Below are 19,654 nucleotides of genomic sequence, written 5' to 3' on the forward strand. Positions count from 1 at the left end.
CCGGCTCCCCACGATATAGTTCAGGTAATGGACGCTTCCAACCCTACCAGCGGTAGTGCGAGAAGGCGCGGTTGGCTTCGGCCATGCGGTGGGTGTCTTCGCGCTTCTTCACCGCGTTGCCGCGGTTGTTCGACGCGTCGAGCAGCTCGCCGGACAGCCGTGCGGCCATCGTGTTCTCGCTGCGCGCGCGCGCAGCGGTGATCAGCCAGCGGATCGCCAGTGCCTGGGCCCGCTCGGGACGAACCTCGACGGGAACCTGGTAGGTCGCACCGCCGACGCGGCGCGAACGGACCTCGATGCCCGGCTTGATGTTGTTCAGCGCGTCGTGGAACACACCGACCGGCTCGCGCTTGGCGCGCTGCTCGACGGTTTCCATCGCACCGTAGACGATCAGTTCGGCGACGGACTTCTTGCCGTCGAGCATGACCGAATTCATGAACTTGGAGAGAACCTCATCACCGTATTTCGGATCCGGGAGGATGATGCGCTTTTCTGGGCGGCGACGACGTGCCATTTCGAATTCCTTATCTGCTTCAGCCGGTTCCGGAACACGTCCGGGGCTTACTGGGTCTGGGGTCCGGAGCCTGGATCCGCGACAAGGTCGCCTCATGCGACCTTTCGAGGATGATCATGCCCCCGGCATGATCACTTCGGACGCTTGGCGCCGTACTTGGAACGCGACTGACGCCGGTCCTTCACACCCTGCGTATCGAGCACGCCGCGCAGGACGTGATAGCGAACGCCGGGAAGATCGCGCACACGACCGCCACGGATCAGGACCACCGAGTGCTCCTGGAGATTGTGGCCTTCGCCCGGGATGTAGCTGATGACCTCGCGCTGATTGGTCAGGCGGACCTTGGCCACCTTGCGCAGCGCCGAGTTCGGCTTCTTCGGGGTTGTCGTGTAGACGCGGGTGCAGACGCCGCGCTTTTGCGGGTTCTGCTCCATCGCAGGGACCTTGGACTTGGCCTTCTGCGGATCGCGGCCCTTGCGGACCAGCTGGTTGATCGTCGGCATGAATCTCTTCACCTAGTCATGTGGTTACTTTGCTGGAGCCATGACGCTCGGGAATACAAAAAGGGACGTAGGGGTCATGTTCGACCACCCCGGCCCTCGTATGCATCCAGCAATGTTCAAGCTTGACCGCGAGACCAAAGCCTGCGGACGCCGCGGGCCTATACGCAGCACTTCGGCCGTGGTCAATCCTCCGGGCATCGCACGCTTGCAATGTTGGACGGGGCAAGCGACGGCCGGCAGCGCTGTTTCTCATCGTCTGCATCATCCGGATCCACAATCCCCCGGCATCCTCTCTTGCCACCGACGCGCGCGTACGTGGTGCGACTCTTGTGACTCTTTCCCCCTCGCCCGCGGCCGATTTCCCGTCCAGACGGGTTGCCCCACCCGGAAACCGCGGTTAGGGGGAGCGTCGCTGGAGGAGTGTAGCTCAGTTGGTAGAGCATCGGTCTCCAAAACCGAGGGCCGTGGGTTCGAGTCCCCCCACTCCTGCCAGCATTTTACCCGATCGATTCCACGACAAGCGCGGCTGGATCACAGCGGCTTAATTCGTTAGTGACCTCAGCATGGACGATTTCACGCGCTTGACCATCGCGTACGCCCTTGTCGGCGTGCTGCTGCTGATCGGCATCCCCGTCACCATCATCAAGCTTCGCCGCCGCAAGCGCGAGAAGCTGCGCCGCCGCGGCATCAAGACCTACGGCCACTGATCCACTGGCGCCGGCGCTCTTGCGTTCAGCCCCGCACGCAGCTATTTGCGCTGCCCATCCGATAGCGAGGATTGGCGACCGCCGCTTCCCTGACCAGGGAAGGGGCGAAAGAGCCATGGCTTGCCGGCGGATCGCTTGTTTTTCATTCTAGCGGGTTTCGAGGGAACGTGGCGAAAACGACACCGATCGAGTTCATCCGGCAAGTCCGGGCCGAGACCGCCAAGGTGGTCTGGCCGTCGCGTCGCGAGACGATCATGACCGGGGTTATGGTCGTCATCATGACGACGGTGCTGGCCCTGTTCTTCCTGGCGGTAGACTCGTTCTTCAACGCGGTCGTCGGCCAGCTCCTCAAGCTCGCGCAATAAGGGTCGCACGCAATGGCGCGCTGGTACATCATTCACGCCTATTCGGGTTTCGAGGGCAAGGTTCGCGATTCGATCATGGCGGAGGCGACCCGTATGGGTCTCGATCAGCTCGTCGAGCAGATCGAAGTCCCGACCGAGACGATCACCGAGGCCCGTCGGGGCAAGAAGATTGCGGTCGAGCGCAAGTTCATGCCGGGCTACGTGCTCGCCAAGCTCAACATGAACGACGACGTCTATCATCTGGTCAAGAACACGCCGAAGGTGTCCGGCTTCCTCGGCTCGATGGGCAAGCCCCAGGCGATCAGCGAATCCGAAGCCGCGCGGATGCTCAATTCGAAGGAAGAGGCCGCCGCCGCGCCCAAGACGCAGATCAAGGTCGACTACGAGATCGGCGATGCGGTGAAGGTGCTCGACGGCCCGTTCGCGAGCTTCAACGGCACCGTCGAGGAACTCGATTTCGACAAGGCCAAGGTCAAGGTATCGGTCTCGATCTTCGGCCGTGCGACCCCGGTCGAGCTCGACTTCGAACAGGTCGAACGCAGCAAATAACGCACCTGCGGCTCAGGCCGATGCTCCCCTCCTTGTGCTCCCGCGAAGGCGGGAGCCCAGGACCAAGCAGAACCACCGACGGTTGCGCTACATGATCCTGGATCCCCGCCTACGCGGGGGCACGAAAACAGGGCGAGCTCGCTGTGCCTTCGCGCCGACGTCGGAACGCATTAGCCATCCGTCAGATCCCGCCCTCGTCCAACGACAGCAGTGACGCATTCCCCCCCGCGCTCGTCGTATCGACCGACACTGCCCGCTCGGTGCAGAAGCGGTACAGATAATGCGGCCCGCCCGCCTTCGGTCCGGTGCCCGATAGCCCCTCCCCCCCGAATGGCTGCGAGCCCACTACCGCGCCGATCATCGCGCGATTGACGTAGAGATTGCCCACCGCCGCCTCGGCTTCCGCAACTTCCGCCGCCCGGGCGATGCGGCTGTGTAGCCCCATCGTCAGCCCATAGCCCTTGGCGTTGACCCGCTCGATCGTCTCGCTGAGCTTGCCCCCTTCCCAGGTCGCGACGTGGAGGATCGGGCCGAACCATTCCTCCCGCAGCGCCTCGATGTCGTCGAGCCGGATCAGCGTCGGCGGCACGAACAGGCCATCGGCTGGCACGTCGAGCGTCTTGATCCACGAACCGCGCGCGCTGTCGCGGTAACCCATCAGCCGGTCATAGGCACCCTGGTCGATCACCGGCCCGACATCGGTCGCCGGATCGCCGGGATCGCCGATCCGCAGCGTCTCCATCGCCCCGCTCAGCATCCGCAGCAGCGGCTCGGCGATGTCCTCCTGCACCAGCAGCAGCCGCAGCGCCGAACAACGCTGCCCCGCCGACCGGAACGACGAGGTGATCACGTCCGCCACCACCTGTTCCGGCAGCGCGGTCGAATCGACGATCATCGCGTTGATCCCGCCGGTTTCGGCGATCAGCGGTACGATCGGGCGGGTGTCGTCCTCAAGCAGTGAGCGCGCGATCCGCCGCGCGGTTGCGGTCGATCCGGTGAATGCCACGCCCATGATGCGGCGATCCGTGGTCAGCGCCGCGCCCACCTCGGGTCCGCCGGTCACCAGCACCAGCGCGTCGACCGGAATACCCGCCCGGTGCGCCAGCGCGACCGCCCGCGTCGCGATCAGCGGCGTCTGTGGTGCGGGTTTGGCGACCACGGTGTTCCCCGTCACCAGCGCCGCCACCGTCTGCCCGAGGAAGATCGCGAGCGGGAAATTCCACGGCGCGATCGTTGCCCACACGCCCCGCCCTTCCAGATGCAGCGTATTGCGCTCGCCGGTCGGCCCGGGCAGCTCGATCGATCGCAGGTTGCGCCGCGCCTCGCCGGCGTAATAGCGGCAGAAATCGGCGGCCTCACGCACCTCGCCGATCGCGTCGGCGATGCTCTTGCGCGCTTCCTGCACGCAGATCGCCATCAACTCGTCGCGCTCCGCCTCGAGCAGGTCGGCGAGCCGATCCAGGCAAGCCGCCCGCTCCGGGACCGGCGTGCTGCGCCAGGCAGGGAACGCCGCCTGCGCCCGTCCGATCGCGGCGCCCACGTCGCTCGACTGGCCGCTATTATCCGCACCCACCGGCGCCTTCACCACCGCTCGGGCTCGCGCCAAGATCGCCCGGTCGCTGAGATCGAGTCCCTGCGAATTGCGGTGCCCGGGCGCGAACAGATCGACCGGCAGCGGGATGTTTGGATGCCGCGTGCCCCCGACCGAGGCGATCTTCGCCACTGGGTCCGCCAGGATCTCGTCCTCGCTCAGCCGCGCATCCGCCAGCTGGTGCACGAAGCTCGAATTGGCGCCGTTCTCCAGTAGGCGCCGCACCAGATAGGCGAGCAGGTCGCGATGCCCGCCGACCGGCGCATAGATCCGGCACTTGTAGGCGTGATCGCGCACCAGCCGTTCGTAAAGTCCGTCGCCCATGCCGTGCAGCCGCTGAAATTCGAAGTCGCGCGAATTGCCCGCCCATTCCACGATCGTCGCGACCGTCAGTGCATTGTGGCTCGCAAAGGCGGGGCGGATGTTGGTCGCCGCCAGCATGTCCTTCGCCACCGCCAGGTAAGACACGTCGGTTGCCGCCTTGCGCGTGAACAGTGGATAGTCCGCCAGCCCCTCCACCTGGGTGCGCTTGATCTCGCTGTCCCAATAGGCGCCCTTCACCAGCCGCACGTTCATCACCCGGCCGAGCGTGTCCGCCCACGCGACCACCGGTCGCGCGCGCTTGCCGTAAGCCTGCACCGCCATGCCGAACCCGTCCCAGCCTTTCAGCGACGGCAGCGCCGCGACCGTGCCGATGATGTCTAGGCTCATCTCGAGCCGCTCGGACTCCTCCGCGTCGACGGTCAGCGCGATGTTCTTCGCTGCGGCCTGCACCGCCAGCGCCTCCAGCATCGCGGTCAGCGCCGGCACGCACTCCGCCTCGCGCGCCAGTTCGTAGCGCGGGTGCAATGCCGACAGCTTGACCGAGATCGAATGCCCCGCCGCGGGATCGCTGCCGACCGCATCGACCGCATCGACATAGGACTTGAAGTAACGTTCCGCGTCCTCGTGCGTCCGCGCCGCCTCTCCCAGCATGTCGAAGCTCGCGGTGAAGCCGCGATGCTCGGGCTTGCGCATCCGCCGCATCGCCTCGTCGATGGTGCGGCCCATCACGAAGATCTCACCCATCATCTTCATCGCCGCGCCCACGGCCTGCCGCACGAACGGCTCGCCGGCACGCGAGATCAGTCGTCGCAGTGGGCCATGCTCGCCCTCGCCGACCAGCACCCGGCCGACTACCAACCCCCAGGTCGCCGAATTGACGAGCTTCGAATTCGATTTGCCGGCATGCGCACGCCAGTCCGCATCGCCGAGCTTGTCCGCGATCAGCAGATCCGCGGTCTCGGGATCGGGCACGCGCAGGAACGCCTCGGCGAGCGACAGCAGCGCTACGCCTTCCGACGAATTTAGCCGATATTCCTGGAGGAATTGGTTGACCCAGCCCCTGCCCTGCGCCGCGCGCAGATCGGCGAGCAGCCCCGCGGCATGACCGAGTACCCGCCCGCGCGAGTCGGACGACATCGATGCATGGTCCAGAAGCGGCTTTAGAACATCCGGTTCGGGCGCGCGGTACAGCTCAGCCATGATTTCACGGGGTGAGGACGTTACGGCAGTCGTCATTTTCCAGCTTCCGGTCGGGTGAGGCTTGCAGGACGCGGGGCGCCCGGCCTATTAAGTGCGCGCGACGGCGCCGGGTGCGCGTCTAGCGCCGAATGCTGCTGAAGGGGAATGGTGTGACGACGATCACCGTCGAACAAATGAAGGAACGGATCGGCACCGAGACGGTCTCCGACTGGGTCGAGGTCACCCAGGCAATGATCGACAAGTTTGCCGATGCGACGGGCGATCATCAGTTCATTCATGTCGATCCTGAGGCCGCCAAGATGACCCCGTTCGGCGGCACCATCGCGCATGGATTCCTGACGCTGTCGCTGATGCCGCTGCTGTCCTCCAAAGTCGTCGATGCGCCCAAGCTGGAGGGCGTCAAGATGGGCGTCAACTATGGCGGCAACAAAGTCCGCTTTCTCACCCCGGTCCGCTCGGGCAGCAAGGTTCGCGGCCATTTCAAGCTCCTCGAATTCGACGAGAAGCGCCCCGGCCAGTGGCAGCAGACCAACGAGTTCACGATCGAGATCGAAGGTCAGGAAAAGCCCGCGCTGATCGCCGAATGGATCAGCCAGATTTTCTTGTAAATCCGCCTCCCGCTTGCGGGAGGATTAGGGGAGGGCCTGTTGAGGCCTACCTCCCTCTCGACAAGCCCTCCCCCAGCCCCTCCCGCAAGCGGGAGGGGAGAAGTAAGGACCATTTGAGATGCGCTCAGCCGTCATCGTCTCCACCGCCCGCACCCCGATCGGTCGTGCCTATCGCGGCGCCTTCAACAACCTGCCCTCACCGACGCTGGCCGGCCACGCGATCAAGGCCGCTGTCGAGCGCGCCGGCATCGCCGGCGACGAGGTGCAGGACGTGGTGTTCGGCGCCGCGCTCCAACAGGGGCATCAGGCCGGCAACATCGCGCGCAACGCCAGCCTGCGTGCCGGCTTGCCCACGACGGTGTCGGGCATGTCGCTCGATCGCCAGTGCGCATCGGGCCTGATGGCGATCGCCACCGCCGCCAAGCAGATCGTCGTCGACAACATGGACGTGACGATCGGCGGCGGGGTCGAGAGCATCAGCCTCGTCCAGACCCCGCAAATGCGCGTCGCCCCCGACCCCGAGCTGCTGGCGATGCACAACGACATCTACATGCCGATGCTCCAGACCGCGGAGATCGTCGCGCAGCGCTACGGCATCTCGCGCGATGCGATGGACGAATATGGCTATCGGTCGCAGATGCGCACTGCCGCCGCACAGGCCGCGGGCAAGTTCGACGACGAGATCGTGCCGGTGACCGCGACGATGGCGATCGTCGACAAGGAAACCAAGGAGGTCACCCACAAGGAGACCACCCTTGCCAAGGACGAAGGTAATCGCGCCGACACCACGCTCGAAGGGCTGAAGGGCCTCAAGCCCGTGCTGGGCCCCGAAGCCACGATCACCGCGGGCAATGCCAGCCAGCTGTCGGACGGCGCCTCGGCATCGGTGCTGATGGAAGAAGCACTCGCCTCGCAACGCGGCCTGACCCCGCTCGGCCGCTATGTCGGCATGGCGGTCGCGGGCACCAAGCCCGACGAGATGGGCATCGGCCCGGTCTTCGCCATTCCCAAGCTGCTCGAACGCTTCAACCTGAAGATGGACGATATCGGCCTCTGGGAGCTCAATGAGGCGTTCGCGGTGCAGGTGCTCTATTGCCGTGACAAGCTCGGCATTCCCGACGAGCTGCTCAACGTCAACGGCGGCGCTATCTCCATCGGCCACCCTTACGGCATGTCCGGCGCGCGGATGACCGGGCACGCGCTGATCGAAGGCAAGCGTCGCGGTGCGAAATATGTCGTCGTCACGATGTGCGTCGGCGGCGGCATGGGCGCGGCGGGGTTGTTCGAGGTTCTCTAATCTTGATTTTGGCGCCGATCGGCGCTTTCTGATGGCGGCAAGTGTCGGAAGCCACACGCTCCCGAGATATGGGCCTTGATCGTGGCAGCGATCGAGGCCCAACTTGTATGGGCCGTTCGGAGCTCGGCTGGCGGGCAGAGCTCCTCCCGCGTGCCCTATTCGGACCGCGCCACCTCGACATTCTTGATGATCAAGATCGCAAAGGCGAACACCATGCCCAGTGTCGAGCACAGGCTTGCAAGTGCCATCCTCTACTCCGTTGATGCGGCAGCGACATTGCTGCCCCCACCGCCATGCGGGTCGCCGAGCTACGCCACAACCTGGTAAGAACCCCTAGTCGATCGACCGCAACCAACCCCGCCCGACATCGTTCTCCACCCGAACCAAATCACCAGGAGAACAGCCGTGGCCGACCATCAGAGCGTAGCCGAGACCTTCCTGGCCTCGCTGAAATCGAGCCCGTTCGTGATGGTCGGGCTGACCGGCACGCACGAACACAGCGAGCCGTTGACCGCGCAGATCGACGAGGATCAGCCCAACGCGCTGTTCTTCTTCGTCGGCAAGGACAACCGCGCGGCGAACGGCGGCGATGCGATGGTGCAGTTCGTGTCCAAGGGCCACGATGTGTTCGCCTGCCTCCACGGAGCGCTCGAGCCCGACAACGATCCCGCGCAGATCGACACGCTATGGAACAACCATGTGGAGTCGTGGTTTCCGGGCGGCCGCGCCGATCCCAACCTCCTGCTGCTCCGCTTCGACATCGACTCCGCGGAAATCTGGGAAAGCGACGTTTCGCTATCCGGCCGCGTCAAGATGCTGTTCGGCGGCAAGATCGATTCGAGTGAAAGCGGCACCCACGAGGTGGTCGGCTCGCTCGCCTGATCCGGTGCGCCCGGGGTTGGCTGCGATCCCGGGCTCCCTCAAGCCGTGCTCCTGTGAACACACGAGCCCAGAGCACTAGACGCTGTCGTTCATAACCCTGGGTTCCTGCGTCCGCAGGAACACGGCATGGCCATCAGCAATCGACCACCCGATCGTCACCCCGGACCTGATCCGGGGTCCCGCTAAGTCGGGGAACTTGTCGATTAGAAGTCAGGCGAGACCCCGATCGAGTCCGGGGTGACGAGCACGGGGACCGAAGGTCCCGTCCCCCCACGTCACCCGTGCTGAGTGATCCACTCTTCCACCACCAGCGCGATGATGTTGCGCCATTTGGATCCATTGAAGATGCCGTAATGCCCGGCACCCTCCGCCATCAGGTAGCGCTTCTTCTCGTCCGCCAGCCCGGTCGCGATCTTCAGCGCCGCCCTGGTCTGGCCCAGTCCCGAGATATCGTCCCGCTCGCCCTCGATCGCCAGGATCGCCACATCGGTGATCGCCGCTGGGTCCACCTTGCGTCCGCGATGCATCATCAGCCCGCGGGGCAGAGCATGGCTCTGGAACACGACGTCGATCGTCTGGAGGTAGAATTCCGCGGTCATGTCGCAGACCGAGCGGTATTCCTCGTAGAAATCCTTGGTCGCATCCGCGCTCTCGCCATCGCCCTGGACCAGATGCTTGAACATCTCCCAATGGCTGATCATGTGATTGCCGAGGTTCATCGACATGAACCCGGCGAGCTGCAGGAAGCCCGGATACACCTTCCGTCCCGCCCCCGGATACGACATCGGCACCGTCGCGATCACGTTCTGCGAGAACCAGCTATGCGGCCGCTCGGTCGCCAGCGTGTTGACCGAGGTCGGCGCCTCGCGGGTGTCGATCGGGCCGCCCATCATCGTCAGCGTCTTGGGCAGGCACGGATGCTTGTCCGCGCTCATCAGCGCCACCGCGGCATAGCAGGGCACCGACGGCTGGCAGACCGCGAGCATGTGCGCGCCGCCATGATCCGCATTGGGGCCGATCACGGTCATGAACTCGATCAGGTAATCGACATAATCGTCGAGGTCGAACCGGCCCTCGCCGAGCGGCACCTGCCGCGCGTCGCGCCAGTCGGTGATGTAGACGTCCGCGAACGGCAGCATCCGCTCGACCGTCCCGCGCAGCAGCGTGGCGAAATGGCCCGACATCGGCGCGACGATCAACAGCTTGGGCGATACCTCAATGCCGTCGCGGACGAAGCGCTTCAGCTGCCCGAACGGCTTCTTCAGCACGATCTCCTCACGCACCGTAATCTCGCGGCCATCGACCATCGTGCTGTCCAGCCCGAACGCGGGCTTGCCGCGCGGCGCCGCCGCATGTGCGAACACCTCCAGCGCCGAAGCGACCACCGATCCGCCGCCGATATAGGCGAACGGGTTTGCCGGGTTGTGGAGCATTTCAGCGCCGAACGTCGCCATCGCACTAGCGTTCGCGAGCATCGATCGTTGCATCTCATAAGCGTCGTAGAGCATGCGGTATCCCATAGCGCAGAATTGGTAGCGGAACTCGTAACGTAAAGCGGCAGTGTGGCAACCGCTGCTTTTGCGGTGCAACAAAGCTAACGTCCCATCGCCGCGGTGGTTGCCGTTGAGCGCGACCCTGCACACTGCTACGCGCACATGCCTATGGCCGACAGCACCGCACCCAGCCCACCGAGCCGCCGTCGCCTCGGCGATCTCCGGCTCGTCTGGGACAGCGTCACTCGTTACCCGCGCCAGCTGACCTTCGCGCTGCTGGCGTTGCTCACCACGTCGGCGGCGACGATCGCGATACCGTACGGCTTCAAGCGGGTGATCGACCGCGGCTTCGGGCCGGGCGCGGGCGGCACGGTGGCGACGTCGTTCCACTATCTGCTGATGATCGTCGCGGTGCTCGCGGTCGCCACCGCGATCCGCTTCTACTTCGTGTCGTGGCTCGGCGAGCGCGTCGTCGCGGACATCCGCGGCCGGGTCCAGCGCCACCTGCTCCGCCTCGCTCCTCGTTTCTTCGAAGAGAACCGCCCGTCGGAGATCGCCTCGCGGCTGACCTCGGACACCGCGCTGATCGAACAAGTCGTCGGCACCACCGTATCCGTAGCGCTGCGCAACTGTTTTACCGGCATCGGCGGCATGATCTACCTGTTCGCGATCTCGCCCAAGCTGGCGGGCATGCTGCTGCTCGGGATCCCGTTGATCATCCTGCCTATCACGTTGCTCGGGCGGCGCCTGCGCAACCTGTCTCGGACATCGCAGGACCGGGTGGCCGACGTCGGCTCGATCGCGACCGAGACACTCGGCGCGATGAAGATCGTCCAGGCGTTCGGCCAGGAGGATCGCGAGGCCGCCCGCTTCGCCGCCGCGGTCGACGCGACCTTTGCCGCCGCGCGCCGCCGCATCCTGCTGCGGGCGATCATGACCGCGATCATGATCGCGCTGATCTTTGGGTCGATCACGCTGGTGCTGTGGGAGGGCGCGGTGGACGTTGCCGCTGGCCGGATCAGCGGCGGCGCGATCGCCGCCTTCGTCCTCACCGGCGGGATCGTCGCGGGTGCGTTCGGCGCACTGACCGAAGTCTATGGCGACCTGCTCCGCGGCGCCGGCGCCGCCAGCCGCCTTGCCGAACTGCTCGAGGAAACGCCCGAGATCGCCGCCCCCGCGCAACCCGCATCGTTACCGATCCCGGCGCGCGGCGCGATCGCGTTCGATCATGTCGTCTTCCACTACCCCACCCGCCCCGAGATCGCGGCGCTGAAGGATTTCACGCTGGCCATCGCGCCCGGCGAGACGGTGGCGGTGGTCGGTCCATCGGGCGCGGGCAAGTCGACGCTCTTCCAATTGGCCGAGCGTTTCTATGATCCCGATGGCGGCCGCGTGATGATCGAGGGCATCGATCTCCGCGATGTCGATCCGGCCGAGGTACGCGCCCGCATCGCGATGGTGCCGCAGGAGACCGTGATCTTCGGCGCCTCCGCGCGCGACAATCTTCGCTACGGCAATTGGGCAGCAAGCGACGACGAGCTCTGGGCCGCTGCCGACACCGCCAACGCCAGCGATTTCCTCCGCCGCCTGCCGGAAGGGCTCGACACGTTCCTGGGCGAAGGCGGCGCAAGGCTTTCGGGTGGCCAGCGCCAGCGCATCACCATTGCCCGCGCCCTGCTGCGCGATTCCCCCATCCTCCTGCTCGACGAAGCGACCAGCGCGCTCGACGCCGAAAGCGAACGCCTCGTCCAGCAAGCGCTCGAACGGCTGATGACGACCCGCACCACGCTCGTCATCGCCCATCGCCTCGCGACAGTCCGCGCCGCCAGCCGGATCATCGTCATGGACGAAGGCCGCATCGTCGAGGAAGGCACCCACGCTAGCCTGATCGCACGCAGCGGCCTCTACGCGCGTCTGGCGAGCCTGCAGTTCAGCGAGGCGGCGTAACCCCGCGCGTCGCGTGCCGCGGGGCTTCGCGGCGGATGTTACCTGCTATGACTGACGTTCGCGGTGCCCGCGGCGGCGGAGACCCAGTGCCCCCTAGAAGTGGATCGCCCGCCTGTACGCCCCGAGCACGCTCTCGTGCATCATCTCGCTAAGCGTCGGATGCGCGAAGATCGTTTCCATCAGTTCCGCCTCGGTCGATTCCAGCTGGCGCGCGACGACATAGCCCTGAATCAGCTCGGTCACCTCAGCGCCGACCATGTGGGCGCCGAGCAGTTCACCGGTCTTCGCATCGAAGACCGTCTTGACGAACCCCTCCGCCTCCCCGAGCGCGATCGCCTTGCCGTTGCCGATGAAGGGGAATTTACCGACCTTCAGCTCGTGCCCGGCCTCGCGCGCCTTGGCCTCGGTCAACCCCACCGACGCGACCTGCGGGCGCGAATAGGTGCAGCCCGGGATGTTCCAGGTCTCGAACGGATGCGGGTTCTCGCCCGCGATCTTCTCGACGCACACGACGCCCTCGTGGCTCGCCTTGTGCGCCAGCCACGGCGCGCCGGTGACGTCGCCGATCGCGTACACGCCCTCGACATTGGTGCGGCCGTAACCGTCCACCTTGATGCGCCCGCGTTCGGTCTCGACACCGAGCGCCTCGATCCCGATCTCCTCGGTATTGGGGACGATCCCGATCGCGACGATGACGTGGCTGTACTCCTCGGTGGAGACGCTGCCGTCCTTCGCCTTGATCGACGCGGTCACCGCCTGGGCGCCGTTATCGAGCTTCTCGATCGCCGCGCCGGTCAGCAGCTTGATCCCCTGCTTGGTCAGCGCCTTGTCCATGAATGCGGACACCTCCTCGTCCTCTACCGGCAGAATGCGCGGCAGCATCTCGACGATCGTCACGTCGGCGCCCATGTCGTGGTAGAAGCTCGCGAATTCCACGCCGATCGCGCCCGATCCGATCACCAGCAGCTTGGTCGGCATCTCGGTCGGCACCATTGCATGGCGATAAGTCCAGATCCGCTTGCCGTCGGCCTTGGCGAACGGCAGGTCGCGCGCGCGCGCGCCGGTCGCGATCATGATGTGCTTGCCAACGAGCTCGGTCTTCCTGTCGCCCTGCGTCACGGTCAGCTGGCCCTTGCCGGTCAGCGCGCCGACGCCCTCGACCACGGTCACCTTGTGCTTCTTCATCAACCCCTTCACGCCGGCATTCAGCTGCCCGGCGACCTTGCGGCTGCGCTCGACGATCTTGCCCAGGTCGAACCCGACATTGTCCGCCTTCAGCCCGTAGGCCGACGCGTTGGTCATGTAATGGTAGATCTCCGACGTGCGCAGCAGCGCCTTGGTCGGGATGCATCCCCAGTTGAGGCAGATCCCCCCGAGCCGCTCGCGCTCGACGATCGCAGTCTTCAGCCCGAGCTGCGACGCGCGGATCGCAGCGACATAGCCGCCCGGTCCGGAACCGAGCACGATCAGGTCGAATTGGTCAGCCACTTGGATTTCCTCGTCTGTTCGGCGCGCCGTGGCGCTTGTCCATCATCAATCCGGCACGGCCATCGCGCGCACCTTGCGCGGTTGGCGGTCCTCGCCGATCGCCACGAAGACGAAGCGTGCCTGGGTCACCTTGTACGCCTCGTCCGCATGCCGGCTGCGGCGCCACGCCTCGACGTCGATCGTCATCGACGTCGTGCCCGTCGCGACCAACGTCGCATAGACCGACACTTCGTCGCCGACGACCACCGGCCGGTGGAACTTCATCCCCTCGACCGTGATCGTAACCGCTCTTCCCTGCGCATGCCGCGACGCGACCGATCCCGCGGCCAGATCCATATGCCCCATCAGCCAGCCGCCAAAGATGTCGCCGTACGGGTTGGCGTCCGCTGGCATCGCGGTGACCCGAATGACCGGCGAGGCTGTCGGCAAGGCGGTCAAAACCGCCCCCGGTCATGGCCGCGCGCACGGCGTAAGCGACCGATCCCGAACACCAGCGTCGTCGCCATCGCCGCCGCCCCGCACCACCAGAACACGTCGCGGCCGAGCGGATAGGCCCAGGACGCGACCCCGACCATCAGGCCGGCCACGATCAGCCCCGCCAACAGGTACAACGTCTCGCCCAGCAAGCGCACGGCGTCGTTACGCCAACATGCCGAGCGGCCGCTCGACCAGATCCTTGAAGGTCTTCATCAGCTCGGCCCCGTCGGCGCCGTCGATCGCGCGATGATCGAAGCTGCCGGTCGCCGACATCACCGTCGCTACGCCGAGCGCATCGTCGATGACATAGGGCCGCTTCTCGCCCGCGCCGATCGCCATGATCATGCCCTGCGGCGGGTTGATCACCGCCTCGAACTGCTTGATCCCGAACATGCCCATGTTGCTGATCGACGCGGTGCCGCCTTGAAATTCCTCGGGCTTCAGCTTGTTGTCGCGCGCGCGGGCGGCGAGATCCTTCATCTCGGTCGAGATCGCCGACAGCGACTTGGTGTCCGCGCCGACGACGATCGGCGTGATCAGTCCGGCCGGCGTCGACACCGCGACCGAGATGTCGGCGCGGCTGAAGCTGATCAGCTCGTTCGGCGTGAACATGACGTTGCACTTCGGCACCGCGATCAGCGCGACGCCCAGCGCCTTCACCAGCATGTCGTTGACCGACAGCTTGACCTTTCGCGCGTCCAGGCTGGCGTTCAGCTCGGCGCGAAGCTTGAGCAGCGCATCGAGCCGGATATCGACCGTGAGATAGATGTGCGGCACCGTCTGCTTCGATTCGGTGAGCCGCCGCGCGATCGTCTTGCGCATGTTGCTGAGCTTCGCCGCCTCGTGCGGAATATCCGGCACCGTCGCGGGCTTTGCGGCGGAGGCGGGCGCCGCGGCGCTTTCTGCTGGTGCAGCCGTGGCGGTCGCGGCCGACGCGGCGGTCCCGGCCTTCGCGCCCTCGACATCGGCCTTCACGATCCGGCCATTGGGGCCCGAGCCCTTGATCCCGGCGAGATCGACGCCCTTGTCGGCGGCGATCCGTCGCGCCAGCGGGCTCGCCTTCACGCGCTCACCGCTCGCGGGCGCTGCGTCGCTTTTCGCATCGTCACCTTGCGGGGCCCTCGCGACCTCTGGCGGGCGGCCATGATCTTCGGCCTGCGCCATCGTGCGCTCGGCGGGTGCCGCCTCGCTGCCGGTCTTGTTCGGATCGGTGGGATCGAAATCGGGCTTCGGCTGGGGCTCGGCGAGCGCCGGCGCTTCCTGCTTGGCGGTCGTGTCGACGTCGTCGACGCTTTCGCCGTCCTCGACCAGGATCGCGATCACCGCGCCGACCTTCACATTGTCGGTGCCTTCGGCGATCAGGATCCTGCCGATCACGCCCTCGTCGACCGCCTCGAACTCCATCGTCGCCTTGTCGGTCTCGATCTCGGCCATGATGTCGCCAGACGCGACGCTATCGCCTTCCTTCACGAGCCACTTGGCCAGCGTGCCTTCCTCCATCGTCGGGGAAAGCGCGGGCATCTTGATCTCGATCGACATGCAAATCCTCTTGCCTGGGGAGCGAGACGCTCTTCGCGCCATGACAATGCAGGGTCAACCCCGCGGGCGTCGGTCGCCCTTGCGGAATGCGAGGTCCGGGGCCACTCATGGACGGAAAGTCGAACGGGAGCGGACGATCATGCGCATCTATCTGGTCGTCGTGGACGAAACCCCCGAAGCCGAGATCGCACTGCGCTTCGCCGCGCGCCGGGCGGTGAAGACCGGGGGTGGAGTCGAGATCCTCACCGTCATCCCGCCGCAGGAGTTCATTGCCTTCGGCGGCGTTCAGGCGACGATCGAGGAGGAAGCCAGGCTGCACGCGGAGGGCATCGTCTCCGCGGCCGCGGGAACGCTGATCGAGGAGTCGGGGCTCCGTCCGGCGATCACGGTGCGCCAGGGCGACGCCCCGAAGATCATCCGCGAGATCATCGCCGGCAACCGCGACATCGCTGCGCTGGTGCTCGGTGCCGCCGCCACCGGGGCACCGGGCGATCTCGTCAGCCATTTCGCGGGCACCGACGCGGGCGTGCTGGGCGTACCGGTGATGATCATCCCAGGCTCGCTCGATCGCGAGGCGATCGATCGGCTGAGCTGACCGTCGATCGGTCATTTGCTTGATCATCCTGTAACGTCGTTGCGAGCCTGATATATAGCATATATGCATGGCCCCATCATATTTGAACATTGCCACGGCGATCTAACGTCGGGGCGATGACAGGAGAGCCTCATGGTGAGACCAGCAACACTTGGCCGGACGTTCCTGTCGAGGCTCTGCGCCTCCACCGCGACGATGCTCATCCTTACCGCGTGCGGTGATGGCGGCGGCGGCAGCGGCAGCGGGGGCACCACGCCACCGCCGGTCGCGACCACTCCCACCCCAAGCCCGCCGCCCGCCCCCGCGCCGAGTCCGACGCCTACCGCGGCGAACATCGCATTGCAGATGTCACCCGGCTGGAACCTCGGCAACTCGCTGGAGGCGATCGGCGGCGGGACTAAGCCGGTCGCCACGTCGCAGGAAACCGCCTGGGGCAATCCGGTCGTCACCCAGGCACTGATGACCGCGGTCGCGGCGCAGGGCTTCAAGAGCGTGCGCATCCCGGTGGCGTGGAACCAATATGCCAATGGCAGCGACACCATCGGCAGCGCCTGGATGAACCGCGTCGCTGAGGTCGTCGACTATGCCCGCAAGGCCGGGCTGTACGTGGTGATCAACGTTCATTGGGACGGCGGCTGGCTCCAGCCGACCTTCGCCGACCAGGCCATGGCCAATGCGCGGCTGACCACTTTCTGGAAACAGATCGCGACCAAGTTCAAGGATTACGACGAGCATCTGCTGTTCGCGGGCACGAACGAGATCCTGGTGACCAACGTCTACAGCGCGCCGACGGCCGAGAACTGCACCGTCCAGAAAGGCTTCAACCAGAAATTTGTCGATGCGGTGCGCGCGACCGGCGGCAAGAACGCCACCCGCGTGCTGATCGTCCAGGGCTACAACACCAACATCGACCACACCATCGGCTGTAACGCCGCGATGCCGATCGATACCGCCACCAACGAGATGATGATGGAGGTCCACTACTACGACCCGTATAACTTCGCGCTCAACGAAAACAGCAAGGTCTGGCAATGGGGCGCCGGCGCGACCGACCCCACGGTAACGGAGACCTGGGCGAACGAATCCTATGTCGACGCGCAGTTCCAGAAGGTGAAGACGACGTTCGTCGACAAGGGCGTGCCGGTGATCCTGGGCGAATATGGCGCCATCGCTAAGACCGATCTCGATCCGTCGGGCAGCTACCGCACCGCCTGGAACCGCTACATCACCCGCTCGGCTTACATGCACGGCATGGTGCCGTTCTATTGGGACAACGGTGCAACCGGCAACCACGGCTTCGGCCTGTTCAATCGCACGACGGCCACGGTCACCTACCCGACGCTCGTCACCGCGATCGTCGGCGCCGCGAAGTAGGGGATTTCATCCCGCACCTCCTCGTCATTCTGGCGCCTACGGTGCCGCAAAATCAACGGCTTGCGCTCCTGCGAAGCGTTGGATCCCGGAACAAGGCTCTCCTGAGCGAGGTCGAAGGGTCCGTGATGAAAAGGAGTTTGGCAGAGGTGCTGCGAGGTCGGAACGACGCAAAGACAACGCCCCTCCCTTCACCACGCTGCGCAACCGAAACACCAAACCTACCGCGACTGCGGAACCCCGGTCGTCGCCGCTCGGATCAGGTCGATCAGCTGCCGGTTGATCGCCGGCCCGTGCAAATTCTGGTGAACCGCATCATGCCCTTCGCGGCGCAGGCGCTGGCGGATCTCGTTGACCGAGAACACCTGCCCCGATTGCGCAAGTTCGATCGCGCGATCCACTGTAGATGTGATCTGGTCCATACCCTGCCTTGGCGCATCGCCGCCCCGGGCGATACCCTCGTTTGCGAACGTCCTGGTTACAGACCTGCCAGCCGAACCCCGGTCAGCAGCAGCCAATAGAGCGTACCCGCCAGCAGCATCGCCGCAGGCAGCGTCATCACCCAGGCGAGTCCCATCGACAGGATCGTCCGCCGCTGCAGCCCCGCGCCGTTGGCGACCGACGCACCCGCCACGCCCGACGACAGGATGTGCGTCGTCGACACCGGCAAGCCGAACCGCTCCGCCAGCAGGATCGTCATCGCCGCCATTACCTCGGCCGACGCGCCCATGCCGTAGGTCAGGTGGGTCTTGCCGATCCGCTCCCCGACCGTGACCACGATCCGTTTCCAGCCGATCATCGTCCCGAGCCCCAGCGCCAGCGCGACGGTCACCTTCACCCACAACGGGATGTAGCGCGTGCCCTGTTCCAGCTGGCCGTTATAGCTCTTCAACGTCGCCAGTTCGGGCGCGGTGAAGCGCGCCTGGGCGGCTTTGTCCGCGATCACCAGTTTGGTGGTGTCGAGCACCAGATACATGTCGTTGCGCAGGTTGGGCGTCGCTGCCGCGGGCACCTTGCCGAGCGAGCCATAGCCGCCGATCCGCGCCGACAAGTCCGCCGACAACGCCGAGATTCCCCCATAGACGCGTGGATCGTCGACCGCCTTCGTCTGCAACGCCCGCGTGACCGTTGCCCGCGCCTGCTCGACCGACGGTGCCCGCGCACCATGCGCGGCATAGGCCGTCGACGCCGCATTGGCAGTCTGGACGAAGGCCGGCGTCGCGCTCTCGGGCACGGTACGGTTCAGGGCATAGGCGGTCGGCGCGCAACCGATCAGGATGAGCATGATCAGCCCCATGCCCTTCTGCCCGTCGTTGCCGCCATGCGCGAAGCTTACCGCGGTGCAGGTCCCAATCAGCAGCGCACGGATGCCGGTCGGCGGCGGGGCATTGCCAGCAGGCTCGCGGTACAGCGCGGGATTGGGCAGGATCCGCTTCATCGTGAAGAGCAGCACCAGCGCCCCCACGAAACCGATCACCGGCGCGATCATGAGCCCGGTCAGCACCTTCTCCGCCTGTCCCCACGCGACCCCGGAGGTCCCGCCCGGCGCCTGCGACAACAGCTGGTTGGCGAGCCCGACGCCGAGGATCGACCCGATCAGCGCATGGCTCGACGAGTTCGGCAACCCGACATACCAGGTCGCGAGGTTCCAGATCACCGCCGCCAGCAGAAGCGCGAAGATCATCGCGAACCCGCCCGCGGACCCGACGTGCAGGATCAGATCGACCGGCAGCAACGTGATGATCGAATAGGCGACCGCCCCGCTCGAAAACATCACCCCAAGGAAATTCCACGCCCCCGACCACACCACCGCGAGCGGGGCCGGCATCGAATGCGTGTAGATGACCGTCGCGACGGCGTTGGCGGTGTCGTGGAAGCCGTTCACGAATTCGAACGCCAGCGCGATCACCAGCGCCAGCCCGAGGAAAGCAAACACCCCCGTCGCCATCCTCTCGCCGACCTGACTGGTATCGGCGACGATGCTGATCCCTGCATAGACGAGCCCGCCGAGCAGGACCGCGGCGAAAACCCAGCGGCCCGCCGGATGCAACGCGGCATCGAGCCGGGGACCACGGACGTGCGAAACCGACTCGCCGCCGGCAAGAGCTGTTGATGCCATGATGGTTTGCGGAGTGGTCGAGTTCGGTGACAGTTTGATGACAATGGCGTGACGTGTTGGATTAGCGCCGTACGATGTCGATCAT

At 65.7% G+C, this 19,654-nt stretch carries 19 protein-coding genes and 1 tRNA gene; 10 read left to right on the forward strand and 10 right to left on the reverse strand.

Annotation, left to right across the window (positions count from 1 at the left end; translation table 11 throughout):
• Positions 1-43 precede the first annotated feature (43 nt).
• Entirely contained in the window at positions 44-514 is a 471-nt protein-coding gene (gene rpsG / locus ACT009_RS05665) for a 30S ribosomal protein S7 (protein ID WP_445193373.1), read from the reverse strand.
• Positions 515-645: 131 nt separating this feature from the next.
• Positions 646-1,017 carry a 30S ribosomal protein S12 gene (gene rpsL / locus ACT009_RS05670; protein WP_019516007.1) on the reverse strand — a complete coding sequence of 124 codons (372 nt, stop codon included), beginning with the start codon at positions 1,015-1,017 and terminating at the stop codon, positions 646-648.
• Between the two features lie 416 nt (positions 1,018-1,433).
• On the opposite strand from rpsL, the gene ACT009_RS05675 reads away from it, so the two are divergent.
• The 4 genes from ACT009_RS05675 (at position 1,434) to nusG (ending at position 2,638) form a co-directional block, all read left to right on the forward strand.
• Positions 1,434-1,509: transfer RNA gene (locus ACT009_RS05675), tRNA-Trp, on the forward strand.
• Between the two features lie 71 nt (positions 1,510-1,580).
• Positions 1,581-1,724, forward strand: coding sequence for a hypothetical protein (locus tag ACT009_RS05680; protein ID WP_445193374.1), 144 nt, complete (start codon positions 1,581-1,583; stop codon positions 1,722-1,724).
• A 167-nt stretch (positions 1,725-1,891) separates the two neighbouring features.
• Positions 1,892-2,089 carry a preprotein translocase subunit SecE gene (secE, locus tag ACT009_RS05685; protein WP_375422282.1) on the forward strand — a complete coding sequence of 66 codons (198 nt, stop codon included), beginning with the start codon at positions 1,892-1,894 and terminating at the stop codon, positions 2,087-2,089.
• 12 nt (positions 2,090-2,101) lie between these two features.
• A complete protein-coding gene (nusG, locus tag ACT009_RS05690; protein ID WP_445193375.1) occupies positions 2,102-2,638 on the forward strand; it encodes a transcription termination/antitermination protein NusG in 537 nt (178 codons plus the stop codon).
• A 181-nt stretch (positions 2,639-2,819) separates the two neighbouring features.
• Here nusG and ACT009_RS05695 read toward each other — a convergent pair whose 3' ends face one another.
• A complete protein-coding gene (locus ACT009_RS05695; RefSeq protein ID WP_445193376.1) occupies positions 2,820-5,753 on the reverse strand; it encodes an L-glutamate gamma-semialdehyde dehydrogenase in 2,934 nt (977 codons plus the stop codon).
• A 173-nt stretch (positions 5,754-5,926) separates the two neighbouring features.
• Between ACT009_RS05695 and ACT009_RS05700 the strand changes: the two genes are divergently transcribed.
• From ACT009_RS05700 to ACT009_RS05710, 3 genes are all read left to right on the forward strand, one after another.
• Positions 5,927-6,361, forward strand: coding sequence for a MaoC family dehydratase (locus tag ACT009_RS05700; protein ID WP_445194028.1), 435 nt, complete (start codon positions 5,927-5,929; stop codon positions 6,359-6,361).
• Between the two features lie 118 nt (positions 6,362-6,479).
• The gene (locus ACT009_RS05705; protein WP_445193377.1) at positions 6,480-7,658 is read left to right on the forward strand and encodes an acetyl-CoA C-acyltransferase; all 1,179 of its coding nucleotides are present in this window, start codon (positions 6,480-6,482) and stop codon (positions 7,656-7,658) included.
• Positions 7,659-8,063: 405 nt separating this feature from the next.
• Complete coding sequence (locus ACT009_RS05710; RefSeq protein ID WP_445193378.1) at positions 8,064-8,540, forward strand: pyridoxamine 5'-phosphate oxidase family protein; 477 nt, start codon at positions 8,064-8,066, stop codon at positions 8,538-8,540.
• 275 nt (positions 8,541-8,815) lie between these two features.
• Here ACT009_RS05710 and ACT009_RS05715 read toward each other — a convergent pair whose 3' ends face one another.
• Positions 8,816-10,048 (reverse strand): polyhydroxyalkanoate depolymerase, encoded by a 1,233-nt coding sequence (locus ACT009_RS05715; protein WP_445193379.1) that lies wholly within the window; start codon positions 10,046-10,048, stop codon positions 8,816-8,818.
• A 153-nt stretch (positions 10,049-10,201) separates the two neighbouring features.
• On the opposite strand from ACT009_RS05715, the gene ACT009_RS05720 reads away from it, so the two are divergent.
• Positions 10,202-11,980 carry an ABC transporter transmembrane domain-containing protein gene (locus tag ACT009_RS05720; RefSeq protein WP_445193380.1) on the forward strand — a complete coding sequence of 593 codons (1,779 nt, stop codon included), beginning with the start codon at positions 10,202-10,204 and terminating at the stop codon, positions 11,978-11,980.
• Between the two features lie 93 nt (positions 11,981-12,073).
• Here ACT009_RS05720 and lpdA read toward each other — a convergent pair whose 3' ends face one another.
• Genes lpdA through ACT009_RS05740 form a run of 4 tightly spaced genes read right to left on the reverse strand, consistent with a single transcriptional unit; the run spans position 12,074 to position 15,484 of the window.
• On the reverse strand, positions 12,074-13,468 hold the full coding sequence (gene lpdA / locus ACT009_RS05725) for a dihydrolipoyl dehydrogenase (protein WP_445193381.1): 1,395 nt from the start codon (positions 13,466-13,468) through the stop codon (positions 12,074-12,076).
• Positions 13,469-13,513: 45 nt separating this feature from the next.
• On the reverse strand, positions 13,514-13,861 hold the full coding sequence (locus tag ACT009_RS05730) for an acyl-CoA thioesterase (protein ID WP_445193382.1): 348 nt from the start codon (positions 13,859-13,861) through the stop codon (positions 13,514-13,516).
• A gap of 41 nt (positions 13,862-13,902) precedes the next feature.
• Positions 13,903-14,100 (reverse strand): hypothetical protein, encoded by a 198-nt coding sequence (locus ACT009_RS05735; protein ID WP_445193383.1) that lies wholly within the window; start codon positions 14,098-14,100, stop codon positions 13,903-13,905.
• Positions 14,101-14,107: 7 nt separating this feature from the next.
• Positions 14,108-15,484: a pyruvate dehydrogenase complex dihydrolipoamide acetyltransferase gene (locus tag ACT009_RS05740; RefSeq protein ID WP_445193384.1), complete on the reverse strand. Its 1,377-nt coding sequence runs from the start codon at positions 15,482-15,484 to the stop codon at positions 14,108-14,110.
• Between the two features lie 139 nt (positions 15,485-15,623).
• On the opposite strand from ACT009_RS05740, the gene ACT009_RS05745 reads away from it, so the two are divergent.
• Together ACT009_RS05745 and ACT009_RS05750 are read left to right on the forward strand one after the other, a co-directional pair.
• Positions 15,624-16,079 carry a universal stress protein gene (locus ACT009_RS05745; RefSeq protein ID WP_445193385.1) on the forward strand — a complete coding sequence of 152 codons (456 nt, stop codon included), beginning with the start codon at positions 15,624-15,626 and terminating at the stop codon, positions 16,077-16,079.
• Between the two features lie 132 nt (positions 16,080-16,211).
• Positions 16,212-17,453, forward strand: a complete 1,242-nt coding sequence (locus tag ACT009_RS05750) for a glycoside hydrolase family 5 protein (RefSeq protein ID WP_445193386.1) — start codon at positions 16,212-16,214, stop codon at positions 17,451-17,453.
• A 218-nt stretch (positions 17,454-17,671) separates the two neighbouring features.
• On the opposite strand, the gene ACT009_RS05755 is transcribed toward ACT009_RS05750, so the two are convergent.
• On the reverse strand, positions 17,672-17,851 hold the full coding sequence (locus ACT009_RS05755) for a hypothetical protein (protein WP_445193387.1): 180 nt from the start codon (positions 17,849-17,851) through the stop codon (positions 17,672-17,674).
• A 77-nt stretch (positions 17,852-17,928) separates the two neighbouring features.
• Entirely contained in the window at positions 17,929-19,569 is a 1,641-nt protein-coding gene (locus tag ACT009_RS05760) for an inorganic phosphate transporter (protein WP_445193388.1), read from the reverse strand.
• Positions 19,570-19,654 lie beyond the last annotated feature (85 nt).

The sequence above is a fragment of the Sphingomonas sp. Tas61C01 genome (genome assembly GCF_052567495.1).

Bases quoted from the DNA above. Each gene is read 5' to 3' on its own strand.
- rpsG (WP_445193373.1), bottom strand. From the start codon at position 514: ATGGCACGTCGTCGCCGCCCAGAAAAGCGCATCATCCTCCCGGATCCG.
- rpsL (WP_019516007.1), bottom strand. From the start codon at position 1,017: ATGCCGACGATCAACCAGCTGGTCCGCAAGGGCCGCGATCCGCAGAAG.
- ACT009_RS05680 (WP_445193374.1), top strand. From the start codon at position 1,581: ATGGACGATTTCACGCGCTTGACCATCGCGTACGCCCTTGTCGGCGTG.
- nusG (WP_445193375.1), top strand. From the start codon at position 2,102: ATGGCGCGCTGGTACATCATTCACGCCTATTCGGGTTTCGAGGGCAAG.
- ACT009_RS05695 (WP_445193376.1), bottom strand. From the start codon at position 5,753: ATGGCTGAGCTGTACCGCGCGCCCGAACCGGATGTTCTAAAGCCGCTT.
- ACT009_RS05700 (WP_445194028.1), top strand. From the start codon at position 5,927: ATGAAGGAACGGATCGGCACCGAGACGGTCTCCGACTGGGTCGAGGTC.
- ACT009_RS05705 (WP_445193377.1), top strand. From the start codon at position 6,480: ATGCGCTCAGCCGTCATCGTCTCCACCGCCCGCACCCCGATCGGTCGT.
- ACT009_RS05715 (WP_445193379.1), bottom strand. From the start codon at position 10,048: ATGCTCTACGACGCTTATGAGATGCAACGATCGATGCTCGCGAACGCT.
- ACT009_RS05720 (WP_445193380.1), top strand. From the start codon at position 10,202: ATGGCCGACAGCACCGCACCCAGCCCACCGAGCCGCCGTCGCCTCGGC.
- ACT009_RS05730 (WP_445193382.1), bottom strand. From the start codon at position 13,861: ATGCCAGCGGACGCCAACCCGTACGGCGACATCTTTGGCGGCTGGCTG.
- ACT009_RS05740 (WP_445193384.1), bottom strand. From the start codon at position 15,484: ATGTCGATCGAGATCAAGATGCCCGCGCTTTCCCCGACGATGGAGGAA.
- ACT009_RS05745 (WP_445193385.1), top strand. From the start codon at position 15,624: ATGCGCATCTATCTGGTCGTCGTGGACGAAACCCCCGAAGCCGAGATC.
- ACT009_RS05750 (WP_445193386.1), top strand. From the start codon at position 16,212: ATGGTGAGACCAGCAACACTTGGCCGGACGTTCCTGTCGAGGCTCTGC.
- ACT009_RS05760 (WP_445193388.1), bottom strand. From the start codon at position 19,569: ATGGCATCAACAGCTCTTGCCGGCGGCGAGTCGGTTTCGCACGTCCGT.